This is a genomic window from Streptomyces sp. NPDC001663 (assembly GCF_042893105.1).
In the GTDB taxonomy this organism is placed as follows: Bacteria; Actinomycetota; Actinomycetes; order Streptomycetales; family Streptomycetaceae; genus Streptomyces.
In genome coordinates this window covers 648,794-670,596 of sequence record NZ_JBIAUR010000002.1, presented here as the reverse complement: position 1 = coordinate 670,596, position 21,803 = coordinate 648,794, and the positions used below count along the sequence as shown (strand labels likewise).

The 21,803-nt window shown below is 69.6% G+C and carries 16 protein-coding genes; 4 read left to right on the top strand and 12 right to left on the bottom strand.

The genetic code is table 11. From position 1 onward, the window contains the following. Window positions 1-16: 16 nt before the first annotated feature. The 7 genes from ACFY1L_RS09350 to ACFY1L_RS09320 form a co-directional block, all read right to left on the bottom strand. Entirely contained in the window at window positions 17-787 is a 771-nt protein-coding gene (locus ACFY1L_RS09350) for a group II truncated hemoglobin (RefSeq protein ID WP_388820508.1), read from the bottom strand. A gap of 84 nt (window positions 788-871) precedes the next feature. Beyond that, on the bottom strand, window positions 872-4,204 hold the full coding sequence (locus ACFY1L_RS09345) for a S8 family serine peptidase (RefSeq protein WP_388820506.1): 3,333 nt from the start codon (window positions 4,202-4,204) through the stop codon (window positions 872-874). A 101-nt stretch (window positions 4,205-4,305) separates the two neighbouring features. Continuing rightward, window positions 4,306-7,542 (bottom strand): S8 family peptidase, encoded by a 3,237-nt coding sequence (locus ACFY1L_RS09340; RefSeq protein WP_388820503.1) that lies wholly within the window; start codon window positions 7,540-7,542, stop codon window positions 4,306-4,308. A gap of 269 nt (window positions 7,543-7,811) precedes the next feature. Then, a complete protein-coding gene (locus ACFY1L_RS09335) occupies window positions 7,812-8,495 on the bottom strand; it encodes an ABC transporter ATP-binding protein (protein ID WP_388820500.1) in 684 nt (227 codons plus the stop codon). A 106-nt stretch (window positions 8,496-8,601) separates the two neighbouring features. Beyond that, window positions 8,602-10,083, bottom strand: coding sequence for an ABC transporter permease (locus tag ACFY1L_RS09330; RefSeq protein ID WP_388820497.1), 1,482 nt, complete (start codon window positions 10,081-10,083; stop codon window positions 8,602-8,604). A 157-nt stretch (window positions 10,084-10,240) separates the two neighbouring features. Beyond that, window positions 10,241-11,506 carry an Ig-like domain-containing protein gene (locus tag ACFY1L_RS09325; protein ID WP_388820494.1) on the bottom strand — a complete coding sequence of 422 codons (1,266 nt, stop codon included), beginning with the start codon at window positions 11,504-11,506 and terminating at the stop codon, window positions 10,241-10,243. A 243-nt stretch (window positions 11,507-11,749) separates the two neighbouring features. Next, window positions 11,750-12,094: a hypothetical protein gene (locus ACFY1L_RS09320; RefSeq protein ID WP_388820492.1), complete on the bottom strand. Its 345-nt coding sequence runs from the start codon at window positions 12,092-12,094 to the stop codon at window positions 11,750-11,752. A gap of 109 nt (window positions 12,095-12,203) precedes the next feature. On the opposite strand from ACFY1L_RS09320, the gene ACFY1L_RS09315 reads away from it, so the two are divergent. Together ACFY1L_RS09315 and ACFY1L_RS09310 are read left to right on the top strand one after the other, a co-directional pair. Further along, window positions 12,204-12,518, top strand: a complete 315-nt coding sequence (locus ACFY1L_RS09315; protein ID WP_388820489.1) for an LAETG motif-containing sortase-dependent surface protein — start codon at window positions 12,204-12,206, stop codon at window positions 12,516-12,518. A gap of 42 nt (window positions 12,519-12,560) precedes the next feature. After that, window positions 12,561-13,370: a hypothetical protein gene (locus tag ACFY1L_RS09310; protein ID WP_388820486.1), complete on the top strand. Its 810-nt coding sequence runs from the start codon at window positions 12,561-12,563 to the stop codon at window positions 13,368-13,370. 69 nt (window positions 13,371-13,439) lie between these two features. Here ACFY1L_RS09310 and hutH read toward each other — a convergent pair whose 3' ends face one another. From hutH to ACFY1L_RS09295, 3 genes are all read right to left on the bottom strand, one after another. Beyond that, window positions 13,440-15,008, bottom strand: a complete 1,569-nt coding sequence (hutH, locus tag ACFY1L_RS09305; protein WP_388821165.1) for a histidine ammonia-lyase — start codon at window positions 15,006-15,008, stop codon at window positions 13,440-13,442. 95 nt (window positions 15,009-15,103) lie between these two features. Then, the gene (locus ACFY1L_RS09300) at window positions 15,104-16,249 is read right to left on the bottom strand and encodes a diguanylate cyclase domain-containing protein (RefSeq protein WP_388820483.1); all 1,146 of its coding nucleotides are present in this window, start codon (window positions 16,247-16,249) and stop codon (window positions 15,104-15,106) included. Window positions 16,250-16,333: 84 nt separating this feature from the next. Then, window positions 16,334-17,134, bottom strand: coding sequence for an enoyl-CoA hydratase/isomerase family protein (locus ACFY1L_RS09295; RefSeq protein WP_388820480.1), 801 nt, complete (start codon window positions 17,132-17,134; stop codon window positions 16,334-16,336). 177 nt (window positions 17,135-17,311) lie between these two features. Here ACFY1L_RS09295 and ACFY1L_RS09290 point away from each other — a divergent pair, with 177 nt between their 5' ends. Further along, window positions 17,312-17,878 (top strand): hypothetical protein, encoded by a 567-nt coding sequence (locus ACFY1L_RS09290; protein WP_388820477.1) that lies wholly within the window; start codon window positions 17,312-17,314, stop codon window positions 17,876-17,878. 6 nt (window positions 17,879-17,884) lie between these two features. Here the strand turns inward: ACFY1L_RS09290 and ACFY1L_RS09285 are convergent, their stop codons facing one another. Further along, entirely contained in the window at window positions 17,885-19,012 is a 1,128-nt protein-coding gene (locus tag ACFY1L_RS09285) for an adenylate/guanylate cyclase domain-containing protein (protein WP_361266211.1), read from the bottom strand. A gap of 214 nt (window positions 19,013-19,226) precedes the next feature. Further along, window positions 19,227-20,087 carry a biotin--[acetyl-CoA-carboxylase] ligase gene (locus ACFY1L_RS09280; RefSeq protein WP_388820474.1) on the bottom strand — a complete coding sequence of 287 codons (861 nt, stop codon included), beginning with the start codon at window positions 20,085-20,087 and terminating at the stop codon, window positions 19,227-19,229. A gap of 111 nt (window positions 20,088-20,198) precedes the next feature. Between ACFY1L_RS09280 and ACFY1L_RS09275 the strand changes: the two genes are divergently transcribed. Beyond that, window positions 20,199-21,794, top strand: coding sequence for an acyl-CoA carboxylase subunit beta (locus ACFY1L_RS09275; RefSeq protein WP_388820471.1), 1,596 nt, complete (start codon window positions 20,199-20,201; stop codon window positions 21,792-21,794). The last annotated feature ends 9 nt before the right edge of the window (window positions 21,795-21,803 follow it).

The window sequence follows — 21,803 nt, the reverse complement described above, 5'->3', positions numbered from 1 at the left end:
GCGGTGACCCTAATGGTCACCCCTGATACGGCGGCATGGCCCCCCAGTTCCACTTCGGCACCGGCTGCTCCGCCGGCGGCTTCGCGTTCGGGCTGGAGAAGTACACGGCGAGCCTGGTGCCCCACTCGACGTACGCGAGGAACGCCGAGCGGAACTCGGCGTCCTTGGGCAGCCCGGCCTCGTCCGCCGCATCCTGGATCAGGTTCACCCAGCGGCGGCGCTGGGGCTCGGTGATGTGCTTGCCGAAGTGCTTGGAGACCATGTGGCCGTGGCCTCCCTGGGTGAGGGAGTAGGCGGACGGCCCGCCGAAGACCTCGCCGAGCCACAGGGCCACGTGCTCGGCGTGCTCGGGGGCCAGGTCCGCGAAGAGCGGTGCGAGGAGGTCGTCCTTCAGGACCTTGTCGTAGAAGACCGAGGTGAGGCGGGAGAAGGCCTCCGCGCCGCCCGCCCACTCGTACAGCGTCGGCACCGACGAGCCCGTGCCGCGCACCGTCGTCGGCTTGTAGTGCCGCATCTCCTCGATGTTCTCGATGTACGGGCGGATCTCCGCGAGGAAGCCGGGGAACAGCTCCGACTTGCGGAAACCCTCGACGTGGTCCTCGGTGGACGTCCATGTGATGCGCAGGACGAAGTGCTCGAAGTCCTCCTCGCAGCGCGCCAGCTCGTAGTCCACGCACTGCGGCGCCGCCGCCAGCTGGGCCGCGGCGCGGGTGTAGGCGGCCAGGAACTCCGCCGAGCGGTCTTCCGGGATGCGGTAGCGGATGTACTCGACGGTCGTTGTGGTCATGCGTCCACGGAAACACGAAGGCCCGCCGGAAGCTGTACTTCCGGCGGGCCGTTCGCTCATGGCCTACTTCGGCGGACTACCGGCTCACTTGCCGTAGTACGCGTTGTAGATCGAGATCGTCGACTTGTTGTTCTTCTTGTCGGTGATCTTGGCGTGGAAGGAGATGGCCTTCCCCTTCGCCGGGTTCTTGACCTTGATCTTGCCGTTCACGACGTCGACCTTCTTCCAGGTCTGGCCGTAGTCGTACGAGACCCAGATGCCCAGCGACTTGAGGTTGCTGCCCTTGGCCGAACCCTCGACGACCACCGGGATGCTGACCGTCTTGTCGGCCTCGACCTTGCTGCCCAGGTCCGTGGTCGCGTTGAAGCGGACCGTGGAGGCGGGGAGCTTGGTGAGGTCGGCCTTCTTGGAGCGGAACGTCCAGCTCGCGTCGATGCGGGTGGAGGCCGCCGCGACCTTGACGCTGCGCTTGACCGAGGTCGTCAGCTTGTACGCGGCGTCACCGGCCGGGACCTTGAACTGCTTGTCACCGAACAGCGGGTCGTCGTTGGAGCCGACCTTGGTGCCGTTGCGGTACAGGGTCGTGTTGACCGAGGTGAAGAGCGAGGAGCCCGCGTGGGTCTTGCCGTCGGCGAACAGCGGGATGCTGCCGTAGATGTTGTTGCCGTCGCGGAAGAGCCCGAAGTACGCGTTCAGATGCGGGCCGAAGACCGCCGTGTTGAAGGTCTTCGAGTAGGTCGCGCCGCCCTTGAAGGTCTGCGGCGCGCCGATCGTGTACTGGGCCTCGGCGATCGGGAAGCCGTCCGAGTCGACGCCGCCGTCCTGCTCGAAGTCCAGCTGCCACTTCACACCGTTGGTCGTGGACAGGTGCAGCTTGCGGGTGCCCGGCAGGGTCTGCTGGACGCCGATCGAGGAGGCACCGCTGCTGATGGGCAGCCAGCCCACCGCGTTGACCGAGCCCTTCTTGCCGCTCGCCGCCGCGCCCATGCCGACGTTCACCGTGGCCAGGTCGCTCGCCTTCCAGTGCTTGGTGTAGCCGGTGGCGAGCTGCTTGACGACGGCGCCGGTGGTGGCGTCGTACTGCTCGTCGGTGCCCTTGGTCCAGTGGCCGTCCCACGTCTGGGTCAGCGAACCGTCGGTGAGCTGCGGACCGAGGCCCTTGGAGCGGAAGTTGTCGTACGAGTCCAGGAACCAGCCGAAGCCGTAGCCGGAGTTGCCGACCTCGACGTCGTACCCGGGGAAGGCGAACGCCGACTTGGCGGCCGCGTCCGGGATGGTGATGTCGACCGGCTTCGTGGTGCGCGCGTCCAGCGTGACCGTCGTGTTCTTGGTGACGTCCAGCTTCGGCTGGGCCAGCCAGTCGAGGCCCTTGGTGGCGTCCTGCGGGTCCACGAAGACGCTGCCGTCGAGGACGTAACGGCCCTTGGGCACACGCACGGTGACGGTGCCGGACTCGTCGTACGGCGCGTAGAACTTGTCCTTGCCGAGGCCGGAGACCCCGATCAGCGTGGCGCCGTAGTTCTTCGTCGCCTGTCCGTCACGCCCGATGGCCTTCAGCGTGACGTCGTAGGACTCGACCTCGCGCTGCACGGCCGCGGCCGTACGGACCGTCTGGCCGTCGCCGGTCGCCGTCACATACGCGGAGTACGCGCCGTCGAGCGTGCCGCCCAGCTTGGTGTTGACCGTGAAGTCGACGGAGGCCTTGCCGCCCGCCGGGACGGTGACCGTGGTGGCGGAGAGCTTGAAGAAGCCCGCCGGTGCCGCCTGGCCCTTGGGGTTGGTGGCAGTCGACGTCAGCTTCAGCGTGACGTCCTTGGTGCCGAGGTTGCGGTAGGTGAGCTGCTTGGTGACCGGCTTGTCGTCGGTGTGCGGCCACTGCGCGACGCCGAAGCTCACCGACGCCGGGTCGGCGATCACGGACTGCTTGATGGCCTTGTCGACCGCGATACGGCCCGAACCCTGCTGGAACGGCGTGTACTTACCGCCCTTCGCCGAGCCCGTCAGCGCGCCCTTGAGCTCGCTGAACTTCCAGTCCGGGTGCTGCTGCTTGAGCAGTGCGGCGGCGCCCGCGACATGCGGGGTCGCCATCGACGTACCGGAGATCGTCAGGTAGCCGGCCGGCTTCTCGCCGACCTCCTTGTCGATCACGCTGCCCGGAGCGGCGGCCGCGGTGATGTCGACGCCGGGCGCCGTCACGTCGGGCTTGATCTGGCCGTCGAGGCCGGGGCCGCGGCTGGAGAAGGACGCCAGCTTGTCGTTGTCGTCGACCGCGCCGACCGTGAGCGCGTCGGCCGCGCTGCCCGGGGAGCCGATGGTCTGGTCGCCGAAGTCGCCCTCGTTGCCGGCGGCGATGGCGAAGAGGATGCCCTTCTCCTCCGACAGCTTGTTGACCTCGGCCTCGAGCGGGTCGATCTCCGGGGTGTCGCCGCCGCCCAGGCTCAGGTTGACGACATCGGCGCCCTGCGCGGCCGCCCACTCCATGCCGGCGAGGATGCCGGAGTCGTCACCGGAGCCGTTGTCGTCGAGGACCTTGCCGTTGAGCAGCTCGGCGTCCGGGGCGACACCCTTGTACTTGCCGCCCGACTTCGCGCCCGTGCCCGCCGCGATGGACGCGACGTGCGTGCCGTGACCGAAGTGGTCGGTGGCGTCGGCGGCGGTCGAGAAGTTCTTCTCGGCGATCACCTTGCCCTTGAGGTCCGGGTGATCGCCGTAGATGCCGGTGTCCAGTACGGCGATCTTGACGCCCTTGCCGGTGTAGCCGGCCGCCCACGCCTTCGGCGCGCCGATCTGCGGCACGGACTTGTCGAGGCTCGCCTTGCGCACCCCGTCGAGCCAGACGTGCGCAATGCCGGAGGCCGTCCTGTCGCCGTTGGTGACCGCGTTCCACAGCTCGGGCGCGTCCTGCTTCGGCGTCTGCACCGCGTCCGCGTTGAGCAGCTTCAGGCTCTCGCGGAGCTTGCCCGCGTCGCGCACGTCGGCCTTGGTGGCCGTGGCCGCGCCCTTGTAGCCGACGATGACCTTCAGGCCCTTGGCCTGGGACTTGCGGGTCGCCGACTTGTTGAGCTCGGTGACGTCGAACAGCCGCTGGTCGACCTTGCCGGTCGCGATCAGGCGGGCGACGTCGGCCGGTACGACCAGGGTGTGGCCGTCGGCCTTGCGGATCTGCACGGGTATGTGCTCGCGGCCCTTGGCCGGCTCCAGGCCTATGACGCGGCCCTTGGCGTCGACGGCGACGCGGTCACCCGTGATCAGCGTGATGCGGTGCTTGACGGCGAGCGAGGACTTCGAAGCAACCTTCGAAGTGGCGCTCGCCGGCTCGGCCTTGGCGGACGCCGGGCTGGTCATGCCCGCCGCCAGGGCCACGGCCGCCGCTGCGGCGATCGTGCCCGCGCACGCTCTTCTGACTTGTCTGCGCAAAACTCCCCCTAGGAGATGGTCCGGGCGAACAGGCCCGCCGGAAGCGGTACTTCACTTCCGGCGGACCGATCGCCGTGGGACCGGATCGGCGGACTAGCGGCTCACTTGCCGTAGTACGCGTTGTAGATCGAGATCGTCGACTTGTTGTTCTTCTTGTCGGTGATCTTCGCGTGGAAGGAAATGGCCTTCCCCTGGTCGGGGTTCTTGACCTTGATCTTGCCGCCGACCACGTCGACCTTCTTCCAGGTCTGGCCGTAGTCGTACGACACGTACACCGAGAGCGACTTGAGGTTGCTGCCCTTGGCGGCGCCCTCGACGGTGACCGGGATCGAGACCGTCTTGCCGGCCTCCACCCTGTTGTCCAGGCCCGTGGCCGCCTTGAAGCGGACCATGGACGCGGGCAGCGTGGCCAGATCGCCGGAGGCCGGCTTCTTGGAGCGGAACGTCCAGCTCGCGTCGATGCGGGTGGACGCCGCCGCGACCTTGACGCTGCGCTTGACGGAGGTCGTCAGCTTGTAGGAGGCCTCGCCTGCCGGGACCTTGAACGCCTTCTCGCCGAACAGCGGGTCGTCGTTGGAGCCGACCTTGGTGCCGTTGCGGTAGAGGGTCGTGTTGACCGCGGTGAAGTCCGAGGAACCCGCGTGCCCCGCCCCGTCGGTGAACAGCGGCACATAGCCGTAGATGCTGTTCCCGTCGCGGAAGAGCCCGAAGTACGCGTTCAGGTGCGGGCCGAAGACCGCCGTGTTGAAGGTCTTCGTGTACTTCTGGCCCGCCTTGAAGACCTGCGGATCACCCAGTGTGTAGTACGCCTCCGGGATCGGCAGGCCGTCCGCGTCGTGGCCCTTGTACTGCGTGAGGTCCCACGTCCACTGGATCTTGTCGGACGTCGAGAGGTACAGCGTGCGCGAACCCGGCAGCTTCTGCTCGATGCCGCCGGCGAAGACGGCGTCCTCGGGGAACAGGCCCAGCGGGGTGAGCGCGCCGGTCTTGCCGGCGGCACCCGAACCGAGGTTGTTCTTCACCGTGGCGAGTTCGCTCGCCTTGAAGTGGCGGACCTTGTCGCCCTGGATCTTCTTGACCTTGGCGGTGGTCGCCACGTCGTACTCGATGTCGTCGCCCTTGGTCCACTGGCCGTTCCAGGTCTGGTGCAGACCCGAGACCTCCCCGCCGAGCGGCGCCATGCGCACGTCGTCGAAGGACTGCAGACCGACGCCGACCCCGATGCCCACGGTGTCGTAGGTGTAACCGATCACCCCGAGCTGCTGCTTGGCCTGCGCGTCCGGCACGGTGATGTCGGCCGCCTTGGTCTTACGGGCGTCGATCGTCACGGTGGTGTTCTTGGTGACGCTCAGCTTCGGCTGGACCAGCCAGTCGAGGCCGCCTTCGAACTTCACGAAGTCCTTGGCTATCCAGGCGTCCAGCAGGTAGTTGCCCTTGGGCAGACGCATCGTCGTCGTACCGGAGTCCGAGACGGTCACCGCGTAGCCGCGGCCCTCGGCGAGGCCCGAGTAGCCGAGCAGGATGTCGTTGTAGCTGCCGGTCGGCTGCCCGTCACGCCCAATGTGCTTGAACGTGACGCTGTACGACTCGATCTCGCGCTGCACGCCCGCGGCCGTCCGCACGGTCTGGCCGCCACCCGTCGCCGTCACGTACGCCGAGTACGCGCCGTCGAGCGTGCCGCCCAGCTTGGTGTTGACCGTCAGGTCGACGGACGCCTTGCCGCCCGCCGGGACGGTGACCGTGGTGGCACCGAGCTTGAAGAAGCCGGACGGTGCCGCCTGGCCCTTCGGGTTGGTGGCCGCCGAAGTGAGCTTCAGCGTGACGTCCTTCGTACCGAGGTTGCGGTACGTGACCTTCTTGGTGACCGGCTTGTCGTCGGTGTGCGGCCACTGCGCGACGCCGAAGCTCACCGACACCGGGTCGGCGACCACCGTCTGCTTGATGGCCTTGTCGACCGCGATACGGCCCGAACCCTGCTGGAACGCCGAGTACTTGCCGCCCTTCGCGGAACCGGTCAGCGCGCCCTTGAGCTCGGAGAACTTCCAGTCCGGGTGCTGCTGCTTCAGGATCGCCGCCGCGCCCGCGACATGCGGGGTCGCCATCGACGTACCCGAAATGGTCAGGTAGCCGGGCGGCTTCTCGCCGACCTCCTGGTCGATGACGCTGCCCTTGGCCGCGGCGGCCGTGATGTCCACGCCGGGAGCGGTGACATCCGGCTTGATGGCGCCGTCGACGGTCGGGCCGGTCGAGGAGAAGTCGGCCAGCTTGTCCTTGTCGTCGACCGCGCCGACGGTGAGCGCGTCCTCGGCGCTGCCGGGCGAACCGACCGACTCCGGGCCGGAGTTGCCCGCGGCGATCGCGAACAGGATGCCCTTCTCCTCGGACAGCTTGTTGACCTCGGCCTCGAGCGGGTCGATGCCGGGCGCGTCCTGACCGCCGAGGCTCAGGTTGACGACGTCGGCGCCCTGCTCGGCCGCCCACTCCATGCCCGCGAGGATGCCGGAGTCGTCACCGGAGCCGGTGTCGTCGAGCACCTTGCCGCTGAGGATCTTGGCGCCGGGAGCGACGCCCTTGTACTTGCCGCCCGACTTCGCGCCGGTGCCGGCCGCGATCGAGGCGACGTGCGTGCCGTGCCCGAAGTGGTCGGTGGCGTCGGCGGCGGTGGAGAAGTTCTTGGACTCGATCACCTGGGTCTTGAGATCCGGGTGAGTGGCGTCGACTCCCGTGTCCAGCACGGCGATCTTGACGCCCTTGCCGTCGTAGCCGGCGGCCCACGCCTTCGGGGCGCCGATCTGCGGGACGGACTTGTCGAGGCTGGCCTTGCGGGTGCCGTCGAGCCAGACGTGCGCGATGCCGGAGGCCGTCCTGTCGCCGTTGGTGACGGCGTCCCAGAGCTCGGCCGTCTCCTTCTGCGGAGTCTGAACGGCGTCCGCGTTGAGGGACTTGAGGGCCCGTCGGAGAGTTCCCGCGTCCCGTACATCGGCCTTGGTGGCCGAGGCGGCCCCCTGGTAACCGACGATGACCTTGAGCCCCTTCGCCTGGGACTTGCGGGTCGCGGACTTGTTCAGCTCGGTGACGTCGAACAGCCGCTGGTCGAGCTTGCCGGTGGCGACCAGCCGGGCCGCGTCGGCCGGCACGACGAGCGTGTGGCCTTCGGCCTTGCGGATCTGAACGGGTATGTGCTCACGACCCTTTGCCCGCTCCAGGCCGACGACACGGCCCTTGGCGTCGACGACCACGCGGTCGCCGGTGATCAGGGTGATGCGGTGCTTGGACGTGAGCTGAGTCTGCGATGCGGTGGTGGACCGCTCCGCCTTGGCGGAGGCCGGGCTGGTCATGCCCGCCGCCAGGGCCACGGCGGCGGCCGTGGCTACGGTTGCCGCGCATGCTCTTTTCACTTGTCTGCGCAAGTCTCCCCCTGGAGATGAGTTACCGGGCGAATTCCCCTTTCACCCGGCCGGGGGTGGTCTCGCACGCATGCGCGCAACCCCCCGGGATACGGAGTATGCCGGGGGGTGATCAGGCACCTCAATAGGTGAGAGGAAGGTGAGAGACGGCCTTCACAACTGTTACGCGCCCGCAGGAAAGCCGTTACCGTTCCGTCGAGTTACGCGCCCGCGTTCTCCTTGACGGTGAGCTTGCCCTTGCGGATCGTCGCCAGGCGCGGGGCCTTCTTCGCGATGGCGGAGTCGTGGGTGACCATGATGAAGGTCAGGCCCAACTCCTTCCACATCCGCTCCAGCACCTCCATGATCTCGTCGCGCATCGACTCGTCGAGGTTTCCGGTGGGTTCGTCTGCGAGCAGCACCTTCGGCTGCTTGACGAGCGCGCGGGCGATGGCGACGCGCTGTTGCTGACCGCCGGACATCTCGCCCGGCAGATGCCCGAGGCGTTCGCCGAGACCGACCGACTTCAGCGCCTCGGCGGCACGTTCACGGCGGTCCTTCACCTTTACGCCGAGGGGTACGAGAGCGGTTTCCACGTTCTCCTGGGCGGTGAGGGTCGGGATGAGGTTGAAGGACTGGAAGACGAAGCCGATGTTCTCGCTGCGGACCTTGGTGAGCTTGGCCTCGGAGAGCTTGGCCAAGTCGGTGCCGTCCAGGACGACTTCACCCGCGGTGGGCCGGTCGAGACCGCCGAGCATCTGGAGGAGCGTGGACTTGCCTCCGCCGGTGGGGCCTTGGATGACGAGACGGTCGCCGTCGGCGATGGCGAGGTCGACTCCGTCGAGGGCGTGGACTGTGTCCTTGCCTCGGGTGTAGCGCTTGGTGACGTTTCTGAGGTCGTACACAGGGGCTCCTGGGAGGGTTCGGGGGTGGTGCGCGTCGTTGTCGGCTGCCGGTGGGTGGGGGCTGGTCGCGCAGTTCCCCGCGCCCCTTGAGTCGGCCCGGTCGCCGTTACTCGACGCGGCGAAGTGCATCCGCCGGACGGAGCCTTGACGCCCGCCAGCCACCGAAGGCACCCGCGATCAGCCCACCGGCCACCGCAAGGGCCACCGCCAGCGCAATGGTCGTCACGCTCACCGGTGCGGTCAGCGCGACCTCGAGCGTCTTCGCCGCCTGACGCCCCGGACCGCCACCGAAGCCGCCGCCGCCAGGACCGCCGCCGGCACCACCCGCGTTGCCGCCGCCCCCGCCCAACTGCGCCTGCAGCGTGGGGCTCACGGAGGTCACGGCATACGCCCCCGCCAGACCGATCGCGATCCCCAGCACACCGCCCAGCAGACCGTTCACCATGGCCTCGCCCACGACCTGGCGGGTCACCCGCCCCGACTTCCACCCCAGCGCCTTGAGCGTGCCGAACTCCCGCACCCGGCGCGAGACGGCCGACGACGTCAGCAGGCCCGCCACCAGGAACGCGGCCACCAGTACCGCGATCGACAGCCACTTGCCGACGTTGGTGGCCAGGGAGGACGCCGTGGACAGCGACCCGGACACCGTCTTCGCCAGGTCCGTCGAGGTCGTGACCGTCGTACCCGAAACGTTCTTCTGGATGGTCGACTTGACGGAGTCGATCTGCTGGGAGTCGGTCGCCTTGACGTAGATCGTGGTGACCTTGTTCTTCTCCCCGGCCAGCGTCTGCGCCTGCTTCAGCGGGATGTACAGGTTGGCCGCCGCGTCCCCGCTGTCCGCGGTCGCGATGCCGATCACCTTGTACTTGACGCTCTTGACGGTGACGGTCGAACCGACCTTGTACTTCTTCTCCTTGGCGTACGCCGAGTCCACGACCGCGACCTTGGCGTCGGTCTCCGTCGTCTTGAACGTACGGCCGCTGGTGATCTTCGAGGAGGTCAGCGGACCGAGCCCGGTCCTGGTGACGTCGGTGCCGTAGACCGAGTACTGGTTGAGGCTGAAGTCGGCGCCGCCGCCCCGCACTTCGCCCTGCGGCTGGCCGGTGCTGCCGCCGTTGCCCTGGCCGGGACCGCCCTGGTTGTTGCCGCCGGAGTTCTGGTTCTGCTGGAACTGCCCGCGGGTGAACTGGCCGCTGACCTTCACCACGTTGAGACTCAGCCCGCCCACCGCGGACGAGACGCCCTTCTGGCCGCCGACCTTGGAGACGGTCGAGGAGGCCAGCGTCGTGAAGCCCTGCACGATGACCCGGTCGCTGCTCTGCGTCGAGTCGTCGCCGTTGTTCTGCGCGTCGAACTGGAAGCGCGGCCGCTGCGAGTTGCTCGCAGTCGGGGTGGCCGCCTTGGTGACCGTCATGTCCGTACCCAGACCGTAGAGCGACTGGAGGACCTTGTCCTGGGCCTTCCCCATGCCGTTGGACACGGAGTTGACCACGATGACCAGCGCGATGCCCAGCGCGAGCCCGGAGGCGACGACGAGGGCCGCCTTTCTGCGGCGGCGCAGCTCGCGCCTCAGGTAGGTGAAGAACATGGCCGAAAGCTAGGGACGGCTCGTGATGACTGGATAAGGCCGAAATAAGAGATGCATGAGAAGGCTGTGCCCGCCCCAGGAAAGAGCCCGGAAAGGCCCCAGAAACACCGATGCCGCCCCTGGGGGCGGCATCGGAAAGCTGTGGACTGAGCCTGCGTCAGGCGGCCGAACCGGCCTTCCAGTCCGCCCAGCTGAGGTTCCAGCCGTTGAGGCCATTGTCCGGCTGGACCGTCTTGTCGCCGGTGTTGGAGACGACCACGACGTCACCGAGGATCGAGTGGCTGTACATCCAGTAGGCCGGCGTGCTGGTGTCGTTGGCACCCTTGGTGTCCGACAGGCCCACACAGCCGTGGCTGGTGTTCACCGAGCCGAAGATGGACTTGGCGCCCCAGTAGTTGCCGTGCAGGAAGGTGCCGGAGTTGGTGAGCCGGATGGCGTGCGGCACGTCCTTGATGTCGTACTCGCCCTTGCCGTCGTCGTCGGTGAAGCCCACGGTCGCGCCGTTCATGCGCGTCTCCTTGAACTTCTCGGACATCACCATGGTGCCGTTGTACGTCTTGTTCTCGGGCGAACCGGCCGAGATCGGAATGGTCTTGATCGTCTTGCCGTCCTGCGTGACCTTCATCTGCTTGGTCTTCGCGTCGACGTAGGAGACCTGGTTGCGGCCGATGTGGAAGGTGACCGTCTTCTGCTGCACGCCGGTGACACCGGAGGCACCCTCGACACCGTCCAGCGCGAGCTTCAGCGTGACGGTGGAGTTCTCCTTCCAGTAGTCCTCGGGGCGGAAGTCGATCCGGTTGGCGCCGAACCAGTGCCCGACGACCTCCTGGCCGCTGCTGGAGGAGACCGTGATGCCCTTCTGGACCGCGGCCTTGTTGGTGATCGCCTTGTCGAAGTTGATCGACACGGGCATGCCCACGCCGACCGTCGAGCCGTCCTCCGGCGTGAAGTTGCCTATGAAGCTGTTGGACGGGGAGACCGTGGTGAACGAGGCGTTCTCGTGGGCCTCGAGGCCCTTGGAGTCCTTCGCGGTGGCCGCCACCTTGTAGGTGGTCGAGCGCTCGAGCTGGGCGCTGGGCTTCCAGCTGGTCTTGTCGGCCGAGAGGGCGCCGGAGACCGCGGTGCCGTTCGCCGTCGTCATCGTCACGTTCGTGAGCGTGCCCTTGCTGACGGTGACGGCGGCGGAGTTGTTGATGGAGGCGTTGTCGGAGCCGTCCTTGGGCGTGATCTTGATGTCGGCCTCGGACGTCTTCTTGGCCGCCGCCTCGTCGGCCTTGGCCTGCGAGGTGTCCTTGCTCTTGGAGCCGGAGGCGTCGTCGTCACCGCCGGAACAGGCCGAGAGCACCAGGACCCCGCCGAGCAGTGCGGACGCGACCGTCAGGCCCCTGCGCCGCTTACTGTTCGTCATCACACGCTTCTCCATCGTTGCCGTATCCCCAAAAACCCCGAGAGTCCCCGTCGACGGACCTCAGCCGAAACTTCAGCCCTCAACGAGCTTCAACGCTACGACCGGTTTCTCCCGTTCCACATTCCTTGAAGGTGTGGGGCACGCCACGTTCGCCGGGGCGGATGGTGCGGACGGTGCGGATGACGGTCAGTGCGCCGCTTGGGACGACGAGACCCCGGACGGCGATTGCCACCCGGGGTCACGATTTCCCCAAGCCGCTCAGACGACGCCGCCCTCCTCGTCATCTTCGCCCTCATCATCCTCGTCCAGGTCCCAATCCGGCGAATCGGGGTCGTAGTCGATGGGCTCACTGGACCAGGAGGCCTGCGCGAGCTCGACCCCCGGCACCTCGCCCACCAGGTCGAACGGGTCGACGAGATACGCGAGGGCCTCCGCCGTGTCTTCCGTCACAGCAGCCTCGGCATGCGCCCGCTCGTCGGCCGGCATGTCGGTCTCGCCGGCGATCCGGTGCAGCGCGGCCTTGGTCACGGCGTCCGCGTCGTCGATTTCGACGACAAGTTCCACGCGAAGCCGGACAAAACGTGATGTCTCTTCAGTGCTCATGGCGTGAGCGTACGACCCAGTCCTCCCGTGACTTTCCCGTGACCCGCGCCTTTCACTAACATCGCTCCACACGGCCAATTCGCCAGCGCCACAAGGGGATCGATATTCCGTGTCATCCGCTCGCCGTCCGTTGCTGACCGCCACCGCCGCAGGGACCCTCCTGTGCGCCCTGTGGTTCGTCCCGTCCGCCAACGCGACCGGGGACGCACCGGCCAGAACGACCCCCGGGACGACCCCTTCCGCGCAGGTCACGACGCAGGCGCGGGCGGCCTCCGAGACCACGGGCACGACCGGCACGGACACCCAACTCGCCGACACCGGAAGCCCCGACACCACTCCGTACCTCGTCGGCGGCACGCTCTTCCTCGGCGTCGGCGCGGGGTTCGTGGTCTATTCGGTGCGCCGTGAACGCCTCGGGTTTTGAATTGGCTTGACGATTCCTTGACGCGGACTTCACACTCCGCTCATGAAGAGATCATCGAGGGCGCGCATGGGCGCCACGGCGACTGTGAGCGTGCTGTCGCTCGCCCTCATCACAGGTTGCGGCGGGAACTCCGGCTCCGAGGACTCCAAGGACTCGGCGGACAAGGGTTCTTCGTCGACTGCGGCCGCGAAGGCGCTCAGCGCGGCCGAGCTGGAGAAGCTGATCATCAGCAGCGCGGACCTCGACGGCTACGACGTCAAGTCCGCTGACACGGGCGGCAAGTTCGCCGAGTCCAAGGACCAGGTGACGGTGGCCGACGCCAAGTGCGAGCCGCTCGCCTACGTCCTCACCGGCTTCGCGCCCGGCGACGACGAGAGCGCGTACGTGAACCGCATGGCGACCAAGAAGAGCGTCGAGCCGACGTCCACGGGCACCTCCGACGAGGACCTCGACGCCCTCGAGGACAGCCTCAAGGACATCATGGGCTCGACGATGACGATCGTCTCCCTGTCCTCGTACGACGGCGAGGGCGCCCAGGAGACGATGAAGTCCGTGTCGGACGCGGTCAGCGGCTGCGCGGGCGGGTTCACGGTCTCGGCCAAGGGCCAGGACACCCAGAAGTTCAACAAGGTCGCCGAGGAGAAGTCCTCCGGCACCGGTGACGAGTCGGTGGCGTTCGAGGTGACCGGCAAGGTCGAGGGCGACACCCAGACGGTGCACGGCGAGGTCGTGCGCCACGGCTCCACGGTCGCCGCGTACTACTCGATCAGCCTGGCCGCCCTGGCCGGCGAGCAGACCAAGTACGACATCCCCGCCGAGGTCATCAAGGCCCAGGCGGCGAAGCTCAAGTAGCACGAGGTCGTAAGAGGGCCGCCGCCCAAGGGGGGAGATCGACGGCGGCCCTCGTACCTACAAGAGCGGTCAGGCGAGCGGACCCGTCACACGCTCGACCGCGGTCACCAGATGCCCGGCGCGTACGAACGCGTCCGCGGCGGCCAGGTCGGGCGCCAGGAACCGGTCCGGGCCGGGACCCTGCACACCGGCCTTCCGCACGGCCTCGATGGCGGCCTGCGAGGCGGGCGCCGGGGCCAGGCCCTCGCGGAGCTCGATCGCCCGCGTGGCGGCGTAGAGCTCGATGGCGATCACGCGCGTGAGGTTGTCGACGGCCGTGCGCAGCTTGCGGGCGGCCGACCAGCCCATGGAGACATGGTCCTCCTGCATGGCGGAGGAGGGGATCGAGTCCGCCGAGGCCGGCACGGCGAGCCGCTTCATCTCGCTGACCAGCGCGGCCTGCGTGTACTGGGCGATCATGAGCCCGGAGTCGACGCCCGCGTCGTCGGCGAGGAACGGCGGCAGCCCGTGGCTGCGGTTCTTGTCGAGCAGCCGGTCGGTGCGCCGCTCGGCGATGGACGCGAGGTCCGCGGCGGCGATCGCGAGGAAGTCCAGGACGTACGCCACCGGGGCGCCGTGGAAGTTGCCGTTGGACTCCACGCGCCCTCCCCCAGTGCCAAAAGCCTGGGAGGTGCCCCCAGGCAGCACCACCGGGTTGTCGACGGCGGACGCCAGCTCGCGCTCGGCGACGAGCCGGGCGTGCGCCATGGTGTCCCGTCCGGCGCCGGCGACCTGCGGGGCGCAGCGCACCGAGTAGGCGTCCTGGACCCGCGGGGCGTCGTCCTGGTGGTGCCCGGTGAGCTCCGAACCCTTCAGCACGGCAAGCATGTTGGCGGCGCTGGCACCCTGCCCGGGATGCGGGCGGATGGCGTGCAGCTCGGGGGCGAGCACCTTGTCCGTCCCGAGAAGGCCCTCCAGCGACAGGGCGGCCGTGATGTCGGCGGACTTGTAGAGGGAGTCCAGGTCGGCGAGGGCCATGACCAGCATGCCGAGCATGCCGTCGGTGCCGTTGAGCAGGGCGAGGCCCTCCTTCTCGCGCAGCTCGACGGGGGCGATCCCGTGCTCGGCGAGCAGCTCGCCGGCCGGACGCACGGTGCCGTCGGGCCCCTCGGCGTCCCCCTCCCCCATGAGCGTCAGGGCGCAGTGGGACAGCGGGGCGAGATCGCCGGAGCAGCCCAGCGAGCCGTACTCGTGGACGACCGGGGTGATCCCGGCGTTGAGCACATCGGCCATGGTCTGCGCGACCTCGGGGCGCACGCCCGTGTGTCCGGAGCAGACGGTCTTGAGCCGCAGGAACATCAGGGCCCGTACGACCTCCCGCTCGACCCGCGGCCCGAGGCCGGCGGCGTGCGAGCGGACGATGTTGCGCTGCAGCTGAGCGCGCAGCTCCTGGCTGATGTGCCGGGTCGCCAGCGCACCGAAGCCGGTGCTGACGCCGTAGACGGGCTCGGGCTTGGCCGCCAGCGCGTCCACGATCTCGCGGGCGGCTGCAAGCGCCCGGACCGCCTCCTGCGAGAGCTCGACGCGGGCGCCGGCGCGCGCCACGGCGAGAACGTCGGACGCGGTCACCCCGGACGTCCCCACCACCACAGTGTGCATATCCATATTCAGGAGCGTACGCAGTGAATTCGAGGTTGTCACGAGTGGGTGGCCGGTTTACCCCTTACCGAATTGGTCACACCCCGGACCGGCGCTCAGGGCCTGCCCCGGAACCGGCGGCGCTCGGCGGTCCGCTCGCCGGAGGGCGAGTCCGCCAGCCGTACGACGGGGTCGTCGGGGCCCGCGCGGCCGGCCACGACCGGCTTGGCCGCCCGTTCGGCCTTGGCCCGGTACTGCGCCGCGTCCGCCAGCCGGAACAGCCGGCGGGCGGAGCGCACGGGCCCGATGGGATCCTGCGTGGACGCGACCCCGCAGGCCACGCCGTCCCCGAGCTCCAACTCGGCCGCGCGGCGGCAGAGTTCGTCGGCCGCCTTGACCGCCTCGTCGGCGCCGGGCCCGACGGCGAGCAGACAGAACTCGTCACCGCCGAGGCGGGCGGCGAGCGCACCCGGCAGCATGGCGCCGCACAGGGACAGGACCGATCCGAAGCGTTCGAGCAGCCGGTCGCCGACGGCGTGCCCCTGGGAGTCGTTGACCCGCTTGAGCCCGTTCAGATCGCAGACGACGAGACTGACGACCGTGCCGTCGGCGCGGTGCCGCTCGATGGCCTCGTCCAGTCGCACGTCGACGGCACGGCGGTTGGCGAGGCCGGTGAGGGCGTCGGTGAAGGCGAGCCGTCTTGCCTCCTCCAGCCGCTCGGCCTGGGCGATCCCGGCGGCGACGACGGCGGCCAGGACGGTGGCGAAGTCGGCGTCGCCCCGGTCGAAGACGGGGTCGCCGGCCGGCCGGGCGACATACAGCTCACCCCACGCCCGCCCGTTCAGCACGATCGGCGCGACGACACAGCACCCACGCCCGCGCCGACGGAGCGCGGCGACGCGCTGATGGATGTAACCGGGTCTGCCCACGGCCGTCGGGCCCCGGGCCGTCTCGACCCATGCGTTGGGCTCCCCACCGCCGGCCCACCTCTCGTGCAGGAACTCGGTGATCTCGGGGAACTGGTGCACCGGATACGACTCGTCCTCCGGATACTCCTCCTCCCCCTCCACCCGCTCTCCCACGTTCACGAGGACCCGCAGCCGGCCGAGCTCCCGCTCCCACACCGACAGCGCGGCGAAGCTCCCGCCGAGCGCCCGGCACGCCCCGACCGCCGCCGCCCGCCACGCCTCATGCGAGCCGTGGGCCGCCGCCATGCCCTGCGCCAGCGCAACGACGGCCGCCAGCCGCTTGTCCTCACCCATTACCCCAGGTTAGGGAGGTTTCGGACGATTCGTTCTATTGATACGGCGCTGGGGTGACCGCTCCCCGAGGTCGGCGCAGCCGTCCTACTCCCCCGGCCACTGGGGCTTCCGCTTCTCGTTGAACGCAGCCACCCCCTCCGCCCGGTCCCCCGAGAACGCCACGGACCGCCAGGCCGCGTCCTCGACCTCCAGCCCGGCCCGCAGATCCAGCCCCTGCCCCAGCCGCAAAGCCCGCTTGGCGGCCCGCAGCCCGACCGGCGAGTTCGCAGCAATGCGCGCGGCCAGAGCCAGGGCCTCCTCCCGGTCCCGCCCCTCCTCCACCAACTGGTCCACCAGCCCCAGCTCCCGTGCCTCCCCGGCCTCCAACCGCCGCCCCGTGAAGATCAGCTCGGCCGCCCGAGCGGCCCCCACCCGCCGCGGCAGCAGCTGCGTACCGCCTCCACCGGGAATCACCCCGACGGACACCTCCGGCAGCCCCACCACCGCCGTACGGTCGGCCACGATCACGTCGCACGACAGCGCCAGCTCGAAGCCGCCGCCCAGCGCAAACCCGTGCACCGCCGCGATCGCCGGCACCGGCAGCTCAAGGACCGCGGTGTAGGCACCGCGCGTGACGGGCCGCTGGCGCATCAGATCGGCGTCGGTGAAGGAGTTCCGCTCCTTCAGGTCCGCCCCCACACAGAACGCCCGCTCGTGCGTCGACGTCAGCACGACCGCCCGTACGTCACGGTCGGCCCCCAGCGCCGCACACGCCCCCGAGATCGACCGCGCCATCTCGCTCGACACGGCGTTCATGGCCTTGGGCCGGTCGAGGACGAGCTCCGCGACATGCCCGCTCTCGTGCCGCCGCACCAGCACGAACTCCCCGAACCGCTCCTCGCTCATGACACCCTCCGGTTAACGCGTGTTAACAACCGTCGACCCGATCATCGCAGGGTTTCCTCCCGTTGTCCCCGTTCGGGTGACATCCCGCCCAACTCCCGCCGCACCGCGCACAGGAGCGCATAACGTGCGTCCGCCACGGCGCGCAGGGGGCGCGGGCGCAACGGGGAGGGGACCGTGATGGCACAGACGTCGGTGGGGCCTCGGACCGGACAAGAGGGTGTGCGCACCCGGGGGCGGCATCGCAGGCCACGGCCCCGCAAGGTGCTGTACGCCGTCGGGGGGCTGGCGCTGGCCGCCGGTGCGCTGAGTCTCGTACGGATGGCGCCGGAGACGGGCGTCGGCGCGGTCGGGACCGCCGAGGCCGAGCCCCGGCATGATCCGGTCACCGGTGCCGACCGGTCGGACAACGCCGTGGCCACCGTCGAGGCCGTGCCACAGGTGAGCCCGTCGGCGACCTCCGCGATGGGCGGGGTGAGCGCGACACCGACGGGGACTGCAGGCCTCGTACCCCTGCCGACGACGACCACGCCACCGGCCTCCGCAACTCCCGGCACGCCCACGACCATCCCCGAGGCGCCCGACACCCCCGCACCGACCACGACAGCCGCACCGACGACCGCGGCCCCGCAGCCGACCCCGAACCCGAGCCGGACGACCGAGCCCCCGGCTCCGAAGCCGAGTCAGCCCGACCTGTGCGTCCCGGTCATCGGCCTGTGCGTGGACGCGGACGCGCGGGACCACTGAGGACGGCTACGACGCCGGTCCGCTCCGCCGGGTCAGCAGCCACGGCTCGACGACGCCGAGGCCGCGCACCGGGCGCTGCCACATCGGCTGGAGCGCGAAGCGGTACGTCGGGGGCTCCTCGCCCTCCTTCTCGGCGGCCGCGGCGGCCTCGGCCGCCTCCGCCTCGGAGGCGGGTGCCTCTCCGGTGCGGATCAGCTCCTGAGCGAAGTCGCTGTCGACGAGGACGGCGTCGCGCGGGGCTATCGACGTCAGCCGGGAGGCGAGGTTGACCGTCGTACCGAAGACATCGCCCATTCGGGTGGTCACCGTGCCGAAGGCGATGCCGACGCGCAGTTCGGGCATGGTCTCGTCGTTCGCCATGGTCTCGATGAGCCGCAGCGCGATCTCGGCGGCGACCGCGGAGTCGTCCGCCGCGTAGAGCACCTCGTCGCCGAGCGTCTTGACCAGCCGCCCGCCGTGCGCGGCGACCAGGTCGGCGGCGGTGGTCTCGAAGGCCTCGACGAGCTCGCCGAGTTCCTCCTCCTCCATACGGCGGGTGAGGCGGGTGAAGCCGACCAGGTCGGCGAAGCCGACGGCCAGGCGCCGGTCGACCATCTCCTCGTCGTCGGCGGCCTGCACGACCCGGCCGGCCGAGGCGGCGAGCTGGCGCCGCCAGACGTAGACGAGGAACTCCTCCAGCTCGGGCAGGAGCAGCTCGACGATCGGGTACGTCACCTCGGTGCGCGTCATCCCCGGCTCGGGCGGCTCGGTCAGGCCCTCCAGGAAGGAGTCGATCTGCCACTCGGCGAGCCGGGCCGTGGTCTGCCCGGTGGACCGGGCCACCTGCACGGCCATCGCCTCGCTCAGCAGGCCCGCCTCGACGAGACCGGACAGGCGGCGCAGCGCGAGTACGTCGGCCTCGGTGAGCGCCTTGGCCTGGCCGATGTCGGCGAAGCCCATGGCCCGCCAGAAGCGGGTGGCGAGCTCCACGGAGACGCCTGCGCTCCGGGCCGCCTGGAAAGGGGTGTAGCGCCGCTCGGCGCCGAGGATCAGATGCTCCAGACGCAGGGCGAGGGGGTCCTCGACGGGATCGGCGGCGTGGGGGTCCACCCGGCCGTCCGCGCCCGTGCCGGAGCCCGTGTCGTCGACGGTCACGCCTGCTGCCCTTCCGATCTGCCACGGTCAGGTATCGACCGGCCTCAACTGTACGGCAGGTGTGCGGTAGCTCACTCCTTCGCTTCGCCGGGTGGAGCCGCGACACAGGGGTGGCTGATGCCCTTGGTCGCGTGCGGGCTGTCAGTGACTTGGTCGCGCCCACGCGGCGGAGCCGCGTATCGACACAGCCCCGCGTCCCTCGGGTCGGTCGAGCTCACGCCGGGCGCAGGTGCACGATGTCCCCGGCCCCCACCGGCTCCTGCACTCCGTCCTCCGTCGCGATCACCAGCCTGCCGTCCCCGTCGAGCGCGACCGCCTCCCCGGTGATCGACCGGTCTCCCGGCAGCTCGGCCCGGACGCTCCTCCCCAGCGTCGCGCACCCGGCCGCATACGTCTCCTGGAGACCGCTCACCGTCGGGTCGCCCAGGGCCGCCCGCCAGCGCCCGTACCACTCCTCCAGGGAGCGCAGCATCGCCCGCAGCAAGGGATCCCGGTCCGTGCTCACCGCCCCTGCCAGGGCGAGCGACCCGGCCGTGGGCACCGGGAGTTCGTTCGCCCGCAGGGTCACGTTGATGCCGACGCCGATGACCACCCCGTCGTCCCCGGCCCGCTCGGCGAGGATGCCGCCGGCCTTGCGTTCCTCGCCGCCGATGGAAACGAGCAGGTCGTTGGGCCACTTGAGTGCCGTGTCCACGCCCGCCGAGCGGGACAGCCCCGTCGCCACGGCGACCCCGGTGAGCAGCGGGAGCCAGCCCCAGCGGGCCACCGGCACCTCGCCCGGCTTCAGCAGGACGGAGAAGAAGAGGCCGGAGCGGGCCGGTGCCGTCCACTGGCGGTCCAGGCGGCCCCGCCCGGAGGTCTGCTCCTCGGCGACCAGCACGGTCCCCTCGACGGCCTTGCCCGCGGCCGCCAGGGCGACCAGGTCGGAGTTGGTGGACCCGGTGCTCTGCACCACCTCCACCTCGCGCCACAGCCCGCCGTCCTGCACGAGCCCGCGGCGCAGCGCGGCGGCGTTGAGCGGAGGCCGGTCCAGATCGGACCAGCGGCTGTCGTCTGATGCATCTCGCGGCGTCATGCAAGCCACCCTAGGTGTGTGAAACGCCGCACTGCTGATTCGTAGCGCCACCACTACTCTACGGATGAGTAACCGTCCCCCCTTTTGAGCAGGCAGGGAGCCGCGATCCCGATGTCCGAGCCGGAAGCGATCGACATTCACACCACCGCGGGCAAGCTCGCGGATCTCCAGCGTCGTATTGACGAGGCGACGCACGCCGGCTCCGCACGCGCCGTCGAAAAGCAGCACGCCAAGGGCAAGTTGACGGCCCGTGAGCGCATCGAGCTCCTCCTGGACGAGGGTTCCTTCGTCGAGCTCGACGAGTTCGCCCGGCACCGCTCCACCAACTTCGGGCTGGAGAAGAACCGCCCGTACGGCGACGGCGTGGTCACCGGCTACGGCACGGTCGACGGCCGCCCGGTGGCCGTCTTCTCCCAGGACTTCACCGTCTTCGGCGGCGCGCTGGGCGAGGTCTACGGCCAGAAGATCGTCAAGGTGATGGACTTCGCGCTGAAGACCGGCTGTCCGGTCATCGGCATCAACGACTCCGGCGGCGCCCGCATCCAGGAGGGCGTCGCCTCCCTGGGTGCGTACGGCGAGATCTTCCGCCGCAACACCCATGCCTCCGGCGTGATCCCGCAGATCTCCCTGGTCGTCGGCCCCTGCGCGGGCGGCGCGGTCTACTCCCCCGCGATCACCGACTTCACGGTGATGGTCGACCAGACCTCGCACATGTTCATCACCGGCCCGGACGTCATCAAGACGGTCACCGGCGAGGACGTCGGCTTCGAGGAGCTGGGCGGCGCCCGCACCCACAACTCCACCTCCGGCGTGGCGCATCACATGGCCGGGGACGAGAAGGACGCCATCGAGTACGTCAAGCAGCTGCTGTCGTACCTGCCGTCCAACAACCTCTCCGAGGCGCCGGTCTTCCCGGAGGAGGCGGACCTGACGGTCACCGCCGAGGACCTCGAGCTGGACACCCTCGTGCCCGACAGCGCGAACCAGCCCTACGACATGCACACGGTGATCGAACACATCCTGGACGACGCCGAGTTCTTCGAGACGCAGGCGCTGTTCGCGCCGAACATCCTCACCGGCTTCGGCCGCGTCGAGGGCCACCCGGTCGGCATCGTCGCCAACCAGCCGATGCAGTACGCCGGCTGCCTGGACATCACGGCCTCCGAGAAGGCCGCCCGCTTCGTGCGCACCTGCGACGCCTTCAACGTCCCGGTCATCACCTTCGTCGACGTCCCCGGCTTCCTGCCCGGCGTCGACCAGGAGCACGACGGCATCATCCGCCGCGGCGCCAAGCTCATCTACGCCTACGCCGAGGCCACCGTCCCGCTCATCACGGTCATCACCCGCAAGGCCTTCGGCGGCGCCTACGACGTCATGGGCTCCAAGCACCTGGGCGCCGACCTCAACCTCGCGTGGCCGACCGCCCAGATCGCCGTCATGGGCGCCCAGGGCGCGGTCAACATCCTGCACCGCCGCACCATCGCCGAGGCGGAGGCGAACGGCGAGGACCTGGAGGCCGTCCGGGCCCGCCTGATCCAGGAGTACGAGGACACCCTCCTCAACCCCTACATCGCGGCCGAGCGCGGCTACATCGACTCGGTGATCATGCCGTCCGACACCCGCGGCCACGTCGTCCGCGGCCTGCGGCAGCTCCGCACCAAGCGCGAGTCCCTGCCGCCGAAGAAGCACGGCAACATCCCCCTCTAGCCCGCGGAC